13 protein-coding genes are annotated in these 12,924 nt (G+C 67.7%); 8 read left to right on the top strand and 5 right to left on the bottom strand.

The window, feature by feature from the left end; all coding sequences use genetic code 11:
- Positions 1–8 precede the first annotated feature (8 nt).
- The 7 genes from NDI76_RS07780 (at position 9) to NDI76_RS07750 (ending at position 8,762) form a co-directional block, all read left to right on the top strand.
- A complete protein-coding gene (locus NDI76_RS07780) occupies positions 9–479 on the top strand; it encodes a hypothetical protein (protein ID WP_310923432.1) in 471 nt (156 codons plus the stop codon).
- A gap of 167 nt (positions 480–646) precedes the next feature.
- The gene (aroC, locus tag NDI76_RS07775; protein WP_310923431.1) at positions 647–1,798 is read left to right on the top strand and encodes a chorismate synthase; all 1,152 of its coding nucleotides are present in this window, start codon (positions 647–649) and stop codon (positions 1,796–1,798) included.
- A 207-nt stretch (positions 1,799–2,005) separates the two neighbouring features.
- A complete protein-coding gene (locus NDI76_RS07770; RefSeq protein ID WP_310923430.1) occupies positions 2,006–3,904 on the top strand; it encodes a 2-oxoacid:acceptor oxidoreductase subunit alpha in 1,899 nt (632 codons plus the stop codon).
- 3 nt (positions 3,905–3,907) lie between these two features.
- Complete coding sequence (locus tag NDI76_RS07765; protein ID WP_310923429.1) at positions 3,908–4,846, top strand: thiamine pyrophosphate-dependent enzyme; 939 nt, start codon at positions 3,908–3,910, stop codon at positions 4,844–4,846.
- A gap of 95 nt (positions 4,847–4,941) precedes the next feature.
- The gene (gene lrpA1 / locus NDI76_RS07760; RefSeq protein WP_310923428.1) at positions 4,942–5,370 is read left to right on the top strand and encodes an HTH-type transcriptional regulator LrpA1; all 429 of its coding nucleotides are present in this window, start codon (positions 4,942–4,944) and stop codon (positions 5,368–5,370) included.
- 178 nt (positions 5,371–5,548) lie between these two features.
- Entirely contained in the window at positions 5,549–6,844 is a 1,296-nt protein-coding gene (gene dinB / locus NDI76_RS07755; protein ID WP_310923427.1) for a DNA polymerase IV, read from the top strand.
- A 106-nt stretch (positions 6,845–6,950) separates the two neighbouring features.
- Entirely contained in the window at positions 6,951–8,762 is a 1,812-nt protein-coding gene (locus NDI76_RS07750) for an ATP-binding protein (RefSeq protein WP_310923426.1), read from the top strand.
- A gap of 40 nt (positions 8,763–8,802) precedes the next feature.
- Here the strand turns inward: NDI76_RS07750 and tpiA are convergent, their stop codons facing one another.
- Positions 8,803–9,447, bottom strand: coding sequence for a triose-phosphate isomerase (gene tpiA, locus NDI76_RS07745; RefSeq protein WP_310923425.1), 645 nt, complete (start codon positions 9,445–9,447; stop codon positions 8,803–8,805).
- Between the two features lie 78 nt (positions 9,448–9,525).
- Between tpiA and NDI76_RS07740 the strand changes: the two genes are divergently transcribed.
- The gene (locus tag NDI76_RS07740; protein WP_310923424.1) at positions 9,526–10,005 is read left to right on the top strand and encodes a hypothetical protein; all 480 of its coding nucleotides are present in this window, start codon (positions 9,526–9,528) and stop codon (positions 10,003–10,005) included.
- Positions 10,006–10,026: 21 nt separating this feature from the next.
- Here the strand turns inward: NDI76_RS07740 and NDI76_RS07735 are convergent, their stop codons facing one another.
- From NDI76_RS07735 to hisC, 4 genes are all read right to left on the bottom strand, one after another.
- A complete protein-coding gene (locus tag NDI76_RS07735) occupies positions 10,027–10,560 on the bottom strand; it encodes a multiprotein bridging factor aMBF1 (protein ID WP_310923423.1) in 534 nt (177 codons plus the stop codon).
- A gap of 83 nt (positions 10,561–10,643) precedes the next feature.
- On the bottom strand, positions 10,644–11,246 hold the full coding sequence (locus NDI76_RS07730; RefSeq protein ID WP_310923422.1) for a CDP-alcohol phosphatidyltransferase family protein: 603 nt from the start codon (positions 11,244–11,246) through the stop codon (positions 10,644–10,646).
- A gap of 10 nt (positions 11,247–11,256) precedes the next feature.
- Positions 11,257–11,772, bottom strand: a complete 516-nt coding sequence (locus NDI76_RS07725; RefSeq protein ID WP_310923421.1) for an adenylate kinase family protein — start codon at positions 11,770–11,772, stop codon at positions 11,257–11,259.
- On the bottom strand, positions 11,769–12,866 hold the full coding sequence (hisC, locus tag NDI76_RS07720) for a histidinol-phosphate transaminase (protein WP_310923420.1): 1,098 nt from the start codon (positions 12,864–12,866) through the stop codon (positions 11,769–11,771). Before hisC ends, NDI76_RS07725 begins: the two co-directional genes overlap by 4 nt.
- Between the last annotated feature and the right edge of the window lie 58 nt (positions 12,867–12,924).

Below are 12,924 nucleotides of genomic sequence, written 5' to 3'. Positions count from 1 at the left end.
TAACGAGTATGCTTTCCAGGCGCGCGTTTCTCGGCGGAGTTGCCGGCGGCTCGGGTCTCGTCGCCGGCTGTCTCGGAACGGAGAACGTCGCTCACTGTTCCAGCGAGGGCCTCGGAGGCGGCTCTCAACACCTCCGTCGGGTCGCCCCGATAGAGGGCGACGAGCAAGTCGCTCTCGGGGTGTTGGTCTCCGAGGAAGCCGCGGCCGAGGGTGCCGGTCGCGCGGTCACGGTACGAAACCGCGACGACGACCTCGTCACCACCATTCCGCTGTCGGACAACCGCGACATGAGCGAACTCGACCCCGACGACTACTCGATATTCTCGCCCGAGGAGGGCGAACTGTACGCGGTCCCGCTCGGTCGCCCCCCGGTTCACGGCGAGTACACGGTCGCCTTGATCGGCCCGGACGACGACGACGTGCGCGCGACCGTGCGCCTCCGATTCAACTGCTACGCGGCCGACGGAACGCTCCCGTAGGTCGGCGGTCGTCGAGGGTCGGCACCCGGCCTCCCGACTCGGACGATTCGCCGAACGACGCCGCGACCCCGGGAGGGAAGCGGCGGGGGAAGACTTCCCGCCGAATCGACCGCCGCGTTTGCGCCTTTCTACAAAGCCTAAATGCCCGCGTCACAGAGCGACGGGTAATGAACGGCAACCGCTTCGGCCGACTCTTCCAGGTGACGACCTACGGCGAGAGCCACGGCGACGCGATGGGCGTCACCGTCTCGGGGTGTCCGGCCGGCCTCGAACTCGACGAGGACGACGTGCAGAAGGAACTCGACCGGCGAAAGCCCGGCCAGTCGATGATAACGACGTCCAGAGGCGAACCCGACGCCGTCGTCATCAACTCGGGGACGCAGGACGGCTACACGACGGGCACGCCCATCGGGATGGTCATCGAGAACAAGGACGCCCGGTCGGGCAAGTACGAACCGTACGTGACGGCGCCGCGACCGAGTCACGGCGACTTCACCTACTCCGCGAAGTTCGGCACGCGCAACTGGGGCGGCGGCGGGCGGTCCTCCGCGCGCGAGACGGTGAACTGGGTGGCCGCCGGCGCGGTGGCCAAGAAGATTCTCGAAGAAGAGGGCGTGGAGGTCAAAGCCCACGTGAACCAGATCGGCGACGTGGAGGCGCCGCCGGTGACGTTCGAGGAGATGGTCGAACACACCGAGGAGAACGAGGTGCGCTGTGCGCACCCCGAGACGGCCGCGGAGATGCTGGAGAAGATAGAGACGTACCAGGAGGAGGGCGACTCCATCGGCGGGTCCGTCTACTTCGAGACGCGCGGCGTCCCCCACGGCCTCGGCGCACCGCGGTTCGACTCCTTCTCCGCCCGCCTCGGGCAGGCGATGATGGCCATCCCCGCGACGACGGGGTTCGAGTTCGGCCTCGGCCGCGAGGCGCGCGAGTGGACCGGCAAGGACAGAAACGAGGACTGGGAGTTCGACGAGGACGGCGATCCGACGCCCGTCGGCAACAAACACGGCGGCATCCAGGGCGGCATCACGACGGGGCAGCCGATATTCGGCGAGGTGACGTGGCACGCGCCCACCTCCATTCCCAAAGAGCAGAAGACGGTGGACTGGGAGACGGGCGAGGAGAAGGATATCCAGGTCGTCGGCCGGCACGACCCGGTGCTCCCGCCGCGGGCCGTCCCCGTCGTCGAGGCGATGCTGTATCTCACTATCGTGGACTTCATGCTCCTCGGCGGGCGCGTCAACCCCGACCGGATGGACGCGAACCCGGGCGAGTACGACACCGACTACCACCCGAGCAGCCCCGACAACGAGTAACGCCGTTTCGAGGGGCGGACGGAGAGGCGGTTCCCGCGTCGGCCTGACGCCGAAACTGGTCGACTGTCCACAAATCCGGGATTTTCGCGGAGCGTACTATGAATATTAGGTCTTACATCATCTTTCCTTGTTAATGCATAGCAAAGGCTTTAATCGCCTCCTCTCGAAATTATCCAGTAGTGGCCCTCGCGGGCCTGAGTGGAAGATATGACTGACGATGAACTTATCTGGCGAATCGCAGGCGGTTCTGGGGACGGTATCGCCTCGACGAGCCAAAACTTCGCGAAGGCCCTGATGCGTTCGGGGCTTCACGTATTCACACACCGTCACTACCCGTCGCGGATCCGCGGCGGCCACACGTACACGGAGATTCGCGCCTCCGCCGACCCCGTCAAGTCCCGCGGGGACGGTTACAACTTCCTGCTCGCGCTGGGCGACTCGTTCGCTCGGAACCCGCAGGAGAACGCGTACTACGGTAACGAGGAGGTCAAGCCGCTGTCGGAGAACCTCGACGAACTTCGCGAGGGCGGGGTCATCGTCTACGACTCCGGGCTGCTCGACACCTCCGAAATCGAGGACTTCGACGAACGCGTCGAGGAGAACGGCTGGCACGTCTACGACATCGACCTGCGCACGATGGCGCGCGAGCACGGTCGCGAAGTCATGCGCAACACGGCCGGCGTCGGCGTCACGTGCGCCATCGCCGGCATCGACACCGAGTGGATCGAGAACCTCATGCGCGATGCGATGCCCGAGAAGATTCTCGACCCCAACCTCGAAATCCTCGAAGCGGCCTACGAGATGGTCCAAGAGGAGTACGACGTCGACGCTCCGGACATCTCGGTACCCGAGGGCGAACACGACGAGGAGCAGGTGCTGCTCTCCGGTTCCGACGCCATCGCCTACGGCGCACTCGACGAGGGCTGTCGGTTCATCGCGGGCTACCCGATGACCCCGTGGACCGAAGTGTTCACCATCATGTCCCAGAACCTGCCCGAGGTCGGCGGCATCTCCGAGCAGGTCGAGGACGAAATCGCGGCGGCGGCGCTGGCCATCGGCGCCTCCCACGCCGGCACGAAGGCGATGTCCGGTTCGTCCGGCGGCGGGTTCGCGCTGATGTCCGAACCGCTCGGCCTCGCCGAGATGACCGAGACGCCGGTTGTCCTCGTCGAAGCCATGCGCGCCGGCCCCTCGACGGGCATGCCGACGAAGCCCGAACAGGGCGACCTCGAACACGTCCTGTACACCTCGCAGGGCGACTCCCACCGCGTCGTCTTCGCGCCCTCGGACGCGGCCGAGGCGTACCACCAGACGCGAAAGGCGTTCCAGATCGCCTACGAGTACCAGATTCCGTCCATCGTCCTCTACGACCAGAAGAACGGCGGGGAACTGCGGAACGTCCCGGCCAGCGTCTTCGACGAGGAACCGAACGGCGACATCGGTTCGGTCATCTCCGAGGAGGAACTCGCGGACGCGCCGCACGACCCCTCCGGGAAGTACAACCGCTTCCAGCACGAAGGCGAAAAGGGCGTCAGCAAGCGGTCCATCCCCGGTCAGAAGGGCGGCCGCTACCTCGCGACCGGTAACGAGCACATGCCCGCCGGTCACATCGCAGAGGACCCGGACAACCGCGTCTTCCAAGTGAACCGTCGCATGGAGAAACTCGAGGCCATCCGTGCGGAACTCGACGAGGGTGACGTGCCGAACAACACGCACTACGGCCCCGACGAGGCCGAGTACGGCATCATGACGTTCGGTTCCCAGCAGGGGACCGTCGAGGAGGCCGTCGACCGTCTCAACGACGACGGCCACTCCGTGAAGGCGCTCGGCGTCTCCGAGATGGCGCCGTACCCGGTCGAACAGGTGTCCGAGTTCTTAGAGAGCGTCGACGAGTGTCTCGTCGTCGAGATGAACGCCTCGGCGCAGTTCCGTGGTCTCACGCAGAAGGAGATCGGCAAGTACGGCGAGAAACTCTCCAGTCTGCTCAAGTACAACGGCAACCCGTTCGAACCCGAAGAGATAACCGAAGGCTTCGTCACGAGCATCGTCGAGGGTGAGGAGCTTCCCACCCACGAGACCAAATTCGTCCCCGCAGCGAGTGACTAACCAATGAGCGCATTCAACGCAATCGGCGAGAACGTCGAACGAGACCGAAACGAGTACACACCCGGACTCGAACCCCAGCCCACCTGGTGTCCCGGCTGTGGCGACTTCGGGGTCCTTAAGGCCCTGAAAGGCGCCGCGGCGGAACTCGGCCTGTCCCCCGAGGAGATGCTCCTCGTCACGGGCATCGGCTGCTCGGGTAAGCTGAACAGCTACTTCGACTCCTACGGCTTCCACACCATCCACGGGCGCTCGCTCCCCATCGCGCGCGCCGCGAAACTCGCGAACCCCGGCCTGACGGTCGTCGCCGCCGGCGGCGACGGCGACGGCTACGGTATCGGCGGAAACCACTTCATGCACTCCGCCCGCGAGAACCACGACATGACCTACATCGTGTTCAACAACGAGATTTTCGGCCTGACGAAGGGGCAGACGTCCCCGACGTCGCCGATGGGTCACAAATCGAAGACCCAGCCTCACGGCTCGGCCAAGCAGCCGCTTCGGCCGCTGTCGATGTCCCTCAACGCGGGCGCGTCGTACGTCGCCCGCACCGCCGCCGTCAACCCCAACCAGGCGAAGGACATCATCGTCGAGGCCATCGAGCACGACGGGTTCAGCCACGTCGACTTCCTGACGCAGTGTCCGACGTGGAACAAGGACGCCAAGCAGTACGTCCCCTACATCGACGTCAACGACTCGGAGGACTACGAGATCGACGTCTCCGACCGTAAGTCCGCCTCCGACCTGATGTACGAGACGGAGAACGCCCTCAACGAGGGTACCGTCCTCACCGGCCGGTACTACCACGACGAGGACCGTCCGTCCTACCAGCAGGAGAAGCAGAACATCGGCGAGATGCCCGAGGAACCCCTCGCGGAGCGCTACTTCGACGAGGACTACGAGTGGGAGCGCTCGTACGACATGTTCCTCGACAAGCACAAGTAACGGCCCCGACGACGCCGTTCTCGGGGTCCGAACCGGCCGCCGACTTCGTTTTCCGATTCGGAAGATATTTTTTCAGTGAAGCAAAACAGTTAGCTATGGAAGCAACCTCTACGGAGGGACGCATCCTCGCCGTCCTCGAACAGGACGCGCAGGCGTCCTACGCGGAAATCGCGGAACGGGCGGACGTCTCGAAGCCGACGGTCCGCAAGTATATCCAGAAACTGGAGTCCGACGGCGTCATCGTCGGCTACTCGGCCGACGTGGACCCGAAGAAACTCTCCGGGCAGTCCATCGCGTTCGTCGGCATCGACATCGCCTCCGAGCGCTACGTCGAAGCGACGCGCGCGCTGAAAGCGCTAGAGGACGTGGAGTCGCTGTACTCCTCGTCGGGCGACCACATGCTGATGGCCGAGGTGCGCGCCGCCGACGGCGACGCCCTCGGCGACGTCATCGCCGAACAGATACTCTCCATCGACGGCGTCACCGCCGCGCATCCGTCGTTCCTCCAAGAACGGCTGAAGTGAGGGCGGCCGCGTTCTCCGGGGCCGACCGCGTCCTTCCGTTTCCGCTCCCGTCTCCGTCGTACCCACAAGCGTCAGCGCCGGCGTCGGCGTCGCTCGCCTCCCCGTCGAGACGAGCGGCCACGTTCAGTTTCGCCCCGCTTTGCGAACACTAACGAGTCCGGAGAGCGCACTGTCTCTCATGGCGGGCGAGACGCTCCCCGGCGTGGCGCGCGAGGACCGCACCGACGCGCGCGTCGTCCTCCACGTCGACATGGACTGCTTTTACGCCTCCTGCGAGCGCCTGCGCGAACCCTCCCTCCGCGGGGAACCCCTCGTCGTCGGCATGGGCTACGAGGACGGCGAGTCGTTCGGCGCCGTCGCCACCGCGAGTTACGAGGCGCGCGAGTTCGGCGTCGAGAGCGCCCAACCCATCTCGCAAGCCCTCGAACGCCTCCCGCCCATCGAAGCGTCGGGCGACGAACCCGGCGGCCGCTACCGTCCCGTCGACATCGAGTACTACCAGTCCGTCGCCGAGGAGGTGCGCGAGATTCTGCACGACTGCGCCGACGTGGTGCGCGAGGTGAGCATCGACGAGGCGTACCTCGACGTGACCGACAGCACGGCGTGGCGGACCGTCGACGACGGAAGCGACAGAGAGCGAACGCTCGCGGAGGGCGTCGGCCGCCACCTCAAACAGCGCATCGCCCGCGAGGTGGGCGTCCCGGCCAGCGTCGGCGTCGCCCCCAACATGTCGGCCGCGAAGGTGGCCTCCGACCACGACAAGCCGGACGGACTGGTCGTCGTCCCGCCGGGGTCGGTCCGCGACTTTCTCGCCCCCCTCTCCGTCACCGAGGTGCACGGCGTCGGCCCCGTGACGGCGCGGGAGATGGGCGAGATGGGAATCGAAACGGCGGGCGACCTCGCGGCCGCGGACCCCGACCGATTGGAAGCGCGGTTCGGGTCGCGCGGCCGCGAACTCCACGACCGGGCGCGCGGCGTCGACGACCGGGAGGTGACGCCCACAGGGCGGCCGAAGAGCCTCTCGCGGGAGTCGGCGTTCGCCGAGGCGACCGACGACGCCGACGAGAAGGCGGACGTCGTCACCGGCCTCGCCGCGGACGTGGCCGACCGCGCGCGGCGCCGCGGTGCGATGTACCGAACCATCGGCATCAAGGTCGTCGTCCCGCCCTACGACGTGAACACGCGGGCGCGGTCGCTGTCAGGTCCGGTCGACGACCCCGACCTCGTGCGCGAGGTGGCGCTGGACCTCCTCGCAGAGTTCGACGGCGACGCGGCCCGGAAGGTGGGCGTCCGCGTCTCGAACCTCTCCTTTGCCGACGCCGACCAGTCCCGACTGGACGGCTGGGAGGGGTCGGACGCGACGGTATCGACGGACGAAGCCGACGAGGCACCGGCGGGCGCGGAGAGCGCCGAGAGCGACGGCGAGCGAGGAGACGCGACGGACGGACAGGTCTCCCTCGGCGACTTCGATTGAGCGTCCGCTCTTCACCGGACTCCGCCGTACCGCACGACGTCCCGCGTCCGACGCGCGACGGACGCGAGGGGAGGAACTATGAGGACGCGCGCGGACGAATCGGTAGATGAGCGAGGAAACCGAGACGATTACCGTCGCGGACGTGCGCGACGGCGCGGGGGGAGACGCGGACGCGGACCCGGGGTCGCCGGTGGAACTGCCGGTGGTCGACATCCTGACCGGCCGGGGGTTCATCACCGGCAAGTCGGGGTCCGGCAAATCCAACACCGCGTCGGTGGTCATCGAGAAACTGCTGTCGAACAACTTTCCGGTCCTCATCGTCGACACCGACGGCGAGTACTACGGGTTGAAAGAGCAGTTCGAACTCCTGCACGCGGGCGCTGACGACGAGTGCGACATCCAAGTCAGCCCCGAACACGCGGAGAAACTCGCACACCTCGCCTTAGAGCAGAACATCCCCATCATCCTCGACGTGTCGGGCTACCTCGACGAGAGCGACGCGCAGAAACTGCTCACCGAGGTGGCCAAGAACCTCTTCGCCAAGGAGAAGAAACTGAAGAAGCCGTTTCTCATGCTGGTCGAGGAGTGCCACGAGTACATCCCCGAGGGTGGCGGGATGGACGAGGCGGGCAAGATGCTCATCAAAATCGGCAAGCGGGGTCGGAAACACGGCCTCGGCATCGTAGGCATCTCCCAGCGACCCGCCGACGTGAAGAAGGACTTCATCACCCAGTGCGATTGGCTCTGCTGGCACCGCCTGACGTGGAACAACGACACGAAGGTCGTCGGCCGCATTCTGGGGAGCGAGTACGCCGACGCCATCGAGGACATGGCCAACGGCGAGGCGTTCCTCGTCACCGACTGGTCCGAATCCATCCGACGGGTGCAGTTCAGAAAGAAGAACACGTTCGACGCGGGCGCGACGCCCGGCCTCGACGACTTCGAGCGCCCCGACCTGAAGTCCGTCGACGGCGACTTGGTCTCGGAGTTACAGGGAATCTCCGACGAGAAGGCGCGCCGCGAGTCGGAGATAGCCGACCTGCGCCAGCAGTTAGAACGCAAGGAGGCGCGGATACGCGACTTGGAGCGCGAACTGGAGGAGGCCCGCGACCTCTCGCGGATGGCCGACCAGTTCGCGCAGGCGATGTTCCGGAAGGCGGAGTCGCCCTACCGCGGCGGACAGGGTCGGAACCTCGGACGCCCCGAAGAGCAGCAGTCCGCGCTGGCCGAGTACGAGGCGTCGCGCGACGAGACGGTCGAGAACGGCGCAGCGGTGGACGGCGCGACGACGGCCGACGAGAGTGCGACCGGTGCCGTCGAGAACGGGTCCGAGGCGGAGGCGGGGGCGGAAGCGAACCCGGAGAACTCGGAGACGACCGCCGCTGACGACGACGCGGAGGAGGAGGCGGTGACGTCGGCCGCCGCGGGCGCCTATCCCGGTCTGGACGCGGACGCGTTCGTCGGCGCCGACGCCGGCGTCGACGGCCACACGGCGGCCGACGAGTCCTCTGTCGCTCCCGAACGCGCCCACAGCGGCGTCGAGGGTCTCACGGGCCGCGAGGACGTGGTTGAGCGACTGACGGGCGTGCTCGCGGGACTGCCGGAGGCGTCCCGCCGGATGCTCGCCGTCTACCGGGAGTCGGACGCCCGCGACCCCGTGGACGCGCACGTCGCCGCGGGCGAGGTCGGCGACAAGCAGTTGGCCTACAGCCGAAACGGACCGCTCCGGCGCGCCGGGTTCGTCGAACACGTCGGCCGCGGGCGTTACGCCTACGCCGTCCCCGAACTCGTCCGCGAGACGTTCGCGGACCGTCTCGACGAGGCGGAACTGTCGGCGGTCGTCTCGGCCGTCGAGTCGGCGTTCGTGCCCGATACGGAGCGAATCGAGGACGGCGAGACGGCGGAAGCGGACGACTGAGTCGCCTCTGTTTTCTCTGTTTTCTGCGCTTTCTGACGGCTTACAGCGGTTCGACGAGATTCTCCAGCGCCGCGCGCGGGTCGTCGGCCTTGGCGACGCCCGAGGCGAGGAGGATGCCCGTCGCGCCCAGGTCGCCGGCCGCCTCGACGTCGTCGCCGGTGGAGATGCCGGCGCCGCAGAACACTTCGACGTCCTCGTCGACGTTCGCGGCCGCTTCGACGGCGTCGCGGACGATGTCGGGGTCGGCCGAGGCGACGGAGTCGTCGCCGCCGATGAGTTCCGGCGGTTCGACGGCGACCGAGTCGGGGCCGAGGGCCGCGACGGCGCCGATCTGCGCCGGGTTGTTCGCGCAGACGCACGTCTCCAGTCCGGCCCGCTCGGCGGCCCGGACGGAGCCGTCGATGTCGGCGAGTTTCATGCGCTTCTCCGAGTGGTTGACGAGCGTTCCTTCGGCGCCCGCCTCCGCGACGGCCTCGGCGAGGGTGCTGCCGGTGTGACTGCCGTAGTCGTTCGGGTCGACGTGCTGGGCCCACGTCTCGACGCCGGTGTCGGCGACGCGGCGCAGGTCCGCCGCCTGCGGCGAGACGGCGATGCGGACGTCCGAGTCCTCGGCCACGTCGCGGGCCGCGGTCGCTACTTCGACGGGGTCGCACGGGTACGCCTTGAGGTTGACGAGGATGAACACGTGAGAGAGTAAACGCCGAGGTGCAAAATAGGTTCAGCATCCCGCTCTCTTTTGGGGGCGGAGCGCGAGGGGTCCCGCATGGACGACCCGGACGACTCGGGGCCGGTCGCCGGCGACCCCGCGACGGTGGCCGAGACCCTCCAGCGACACCTCGAAGACGAGTCGGACACCGAACGCGTGGGCGCGCTTCAGCCCGTGGTCGAGGCCGTCGCCGGGTGGCGCGACGCCGACTCGGTCACCCCCGACGACTGGCTGGCGGCGCTGGAGGCGGCGGCGGACGTGCTCTACCTTCGCACCGACGAGGGGGTCCTCCGCCACCGGCCGACGGTGTCGGGCGACCGCATCGACCCAGAGCCGTTCCGGTTCGCCGCCGACCCCGACGGAGACGAAAGTGGAAGTAGAAGCGGAAGCGGAAGCGAAAACGCGCCCGGCGCCGACCGCGCGGAACCGCTCTCGTACACCGAGGCGTCGTCGCTGCTGGAGGGAGCGTCGGTGACTATCGGCATCGTCGCGGACCTGTCGCTGGAGGTTCGCGCGCGGTTTCTCACGGAAGAGTAAATCGAGAAGCGAGCCGAGCAGTCAGTCCTTCCGCTTTACCACGTCGCCGAGGGTGGTCGTCGTCGACGACCCGCCGGACCACTCGTTCTCCTCGTCGTCGCCGCCCTCCACGAGCGAGATTTCGAGCTTCCGCTCCAGTTTCTTCCGGACGTTGTCCGGCGGGAGGATGTCGGCGCGTTCGAGTTTGCGGATGAGGCTCGCCTTCTCGTTGAGCGAGTTCGCGAGGTCCTCTTGGCTCATGCCGCGCTCCTCGCGGGCGTCGCGGATGCGGTCGTCGTAGTCGCCCGCTATCTCGTCCATGTCGTCGAACATGTCGCGCCGGCGCTGGGAGGAGCCACCGCCGCCGCCCGAGGACCCGGAACCCGACGAGTCGGACGACGAGGACGACCCCGACGAACTCGACGTTGAGTACTTCGTCGAGCCGGAGGAACTCGACTCGGTGCGGACCTCGGTTCCGAACTGCGAACAGTCGTCACAGAGTTCGAGTTCGGCCCCTTCGACTTTGACCGTCGTGAGCGACGGTCGCTCCTTGCCGCACATTTCGCACTGGGGCATAGTGCGTGATAGTCGGAGGCGACTTATAAAACGTGCGACGACGGCGATTCGGCGGCGGCCGTCGACTCTCGAACCCGGTCCCGTCAGGAGAGGTCCGACCACGCGCCCCAGAACCGCTGGAGCGCGGTGAAGTGGCCGATGACTGCGAAGAACACCAAGAGCCACCCGACGGGGGTGAGTCCGAACACCGGCCGGGGGACGGCGGCGGCGACGAACGCGACGAGGCCGATGAGCGCCAGGCGGTCCGCGCGGCCGACGAGGCCGCCGTACTGGCGGCCGAGGCCGACCGCCTGAATCTGCGTGCCGAGGTACGAGGTCATCAAGACGCCCGTGACGGCGGCGAGGCCGAGACCGTAGGAGTCGATGCCGGCGGCGAGACCGACGAGCATGGCGATGTCGGCGTAGCGGTCGAGCACGTGGTCCAACAGGTCGCCGCCGTCCGAGGAGACGCCCTGCGCGCGGGCGAGGGCGCCGTCCACGAGGTCCAACCAGCCGTTCAGGAAGACGAAGACGCCGCCCAGTGCGTACCAGAGCGGCGTCCCGAGGTAGAACGCGACGCCGGCGGCGACGGCGAACGCGAAGGCGACGACGCTCACGCCGTCGGGAGAGAGCCCGAGTCGGTCGGCCGCGCCGACGAACGGGTCGAGCAGGCGGTCCGCGACCGAGCGGTAGCGGTCGAGCGTCATCGGGTCCGCCTCATAGGTAGTCGATGAAGTTCACGGTTCCGGCGCGCGGTTCCATCTCACCCTCGACGGCCGCCACCACGTCGTCGGCGACGGCCTCGGGCGTCCGGTCGGTCGTGTCTATCTCGTACACCGCTTCGGTACCGAAGCGGTCGACGGCCTCCGAGAGGACGACGTCGAGCGCCTCGCTCTCGGCGTTCTCCCGCGCCTTCGCCTCCGATTCTCCCCGCTCCCGCAGGCGTTCTTCCAACTCCTCGGGGTGACAGCGCAGGACGACGGCGACGTCGGCGTCGAGCAGGTGCGAGAGGTGCGACTCGACCATCCCGTCCCACTCGCCCAGCCACTCGGTTATCGCCTCCACGTCGGCGACGAGCGAGTCGCGTTCGTCGTCGCGTTCGGTGTACAGTTTCTCGTCGCGTATCTCGTCGTTCAGGTGGACCACGTCGAGACCGGTTCGCTCGGCGACGAGTTCGGAGACGGTGGTCTTGCCCGTGCCGGGCGTGCCGGTGAGGACGATGCGGCGCGTCACGCCTCGGGGACCCCTGCGTCTAGGTCGGCGATGACCTCGTTCAGCACCTCGACGGCGCGCGTCGTCTCCTCGCGCGTGCCGCAGGAGACGCGGACGCACTCGGGCAGGCCGAAACTGCTCGTGTCGCGGACGATGACGCCCCGTTTTTGCGCCGCCTCGGCGACGGCGGACGCGTCGCCCACCTCGGCGAGGACGAAGTTGGCCCCGGAGGGCCACGTCTCCGCGTCGAGTTCCTCGCGGTAGTACTCGCGGGCCCACTCGGCCGTCTCCACCGACGTCTCGACGTGCGCCTCGTCGCCGAGGGCGGCGAGGGCGGCGCGGCAGGCCACCTCGCTCGCCGCGAACGGCGTGTTCACGCGGGCGTAGGCGTCGGCCCACGACTCGGGCACGGCGGCGTAGCCGATGCGGAGCCCCGCGAGGCCGAACGCCTTCGAGAACGTGCGAGTGACCGCGAGGTTGTCGTGTTCGGAGAGCAGGTCGATGGACGACGGTTCCTCGCTGTACTCGCCGTACGCCTCGTCGACGACGACCAGCGTCTCGTCGTCGACCGATTCGAGCAGGTCGACGATGTCGCTTCGGTGCATCTCCGACCCTGTCGGGTTGTGCGGTGTCGTCACGTAGACGATGCGCTCGCCGTCGTAGGCGTCGAGCACTCCCTCGGACGTCTGCGCGAAGTCGTCGGCCTTCGACAGGTCGTACTCGGCCACCTCGCCGTGGTGGTAGCGCGCGGACATGGGGTAGTAGGCGAAGCCCGGTTCCGGCGTGAGCACGCGGTCGCCCGGTTCGAGGAACGCCCGCGAGAGATAATCGAGGGCGCCGTCGGCGCCGGCGCTGACCCACACCTGCTCTGAGGTGAGGTCCCACCGCTCGGCGAGGGCGTCCGTGAGGTCCGTATGGGAGGACTTCGGGTAGACGTGTACCTCCGGAGCGGCGTCCTCGATGGCGGCCACCGCGTCGGGACTCGGTCCGTGCGGGTTCTCGTTCGAGGACAGTTTCGTCAACTCGTCGGGGTCCATCCCGAGTTCGCGGGCCACCTCCTCGGCGCCGCGTCCGGGTACGTACGCTTGGTGCGCGGAGAGGTCCCTCGGTCGCATGGTCGAACGATGCCGCCGCCGGTTCTTAAGGGTGCTTACACCGGACGACGCTCGGACG

This window comes from Halogeometricum sp. S1BR25-6 (assembly GCF_031624495.1).
Taxonomy (GTDB): Archaea; Halobacteriota; Halobacteria; order Halobacteriales; family Haloferacaceae; genus Halogeometricum; species Halogeometricum salsisoli.
The sequence above is the reverse complement of the archived record's forward strand: the minus strand, read 5'-3'. Positions and strand labels throughout refer to the sequence as shown.

Excerpts from the sequence above, each read along its gene's own strand:
- NDI76_RS07780 (WP_310923432.1), top strand. The coding sequence starts at position 9 with ATGCTTTCCAGGCGCGCGTTTCTCGGCGGAGTTGCCGGCGGCTCGGGT.
- aroC (WP_310923431.1), top strand. The coding sequence starts at position 647 with ATGAACGGCAACCGCTTCGGCCGACTCTTCCAGGTGACGACCTACGGC.
- NDI76_RS07770 (WP_310923430.1), top strand. The coding sequence starts at position 2,006 with ATGACTGACGATGAACTTATCTGGCGAATCGCAGGCGGTTCTGGGGAC.
- NDI76_RS07765 (WP_310923429.1), top strand. The coding sequence starts at position 3,908 with ATGAGCGCATTCAACGCAATCGGCGAGAACGTCGAACGAGACCGAAAC.
- lrpA1 (WP_310923428.1), top strand. The coding sequence starts at position 4,942 with ATGGAAGCAACCTCTACGGAGGGACGCATCCTCGCCGTCCTCGAACAG.
- dinB (WP_310923427.1), top strand. The coding sequence starts at position 5,549 with ATGGCGGGCGAGACGCTCCCCGGCGTGGCGCGCGAGGACCGCACCGAC.
- NDI76_RS07750 (WP_310923426.1), top strand. The coding sequence starts at position 6,951 with ATGAGCGAGGAAACCGAGACGATTACCGTCGCGGACGTGCGCGACGGC.
- NDI76_RS07740 (WP_310923424.1), top strand. The coding sequence starts at position 9,526 with ATGGACGACCCGGACGACTCGGGGCCGGTCGCCGGCGACCCCGCGACG.
- NDI76_RS07735 (WP_310923423.1), bottom strand. The coding sequence starts at position 10,560 with ATGCCCCAGTGCGAAATGTGCGGCAAGGAGCGACCGTCGCTCACGACG.
- NDI76_RS07730 (WP_310923422.1), bottom strand. The coding sequence starts at position 11,246 with ATGACGCTCGACCGCTACCGCTCGGTCGCGGACCGCCTGCTCGACCCG.
- hisC (WP_310923420.1), bottom strand. The coding sequence starts at position 12,866 with ATGCGACCGAGGGACCTCTCCGCGCACCAAGCGTACGTACCCGGACGC.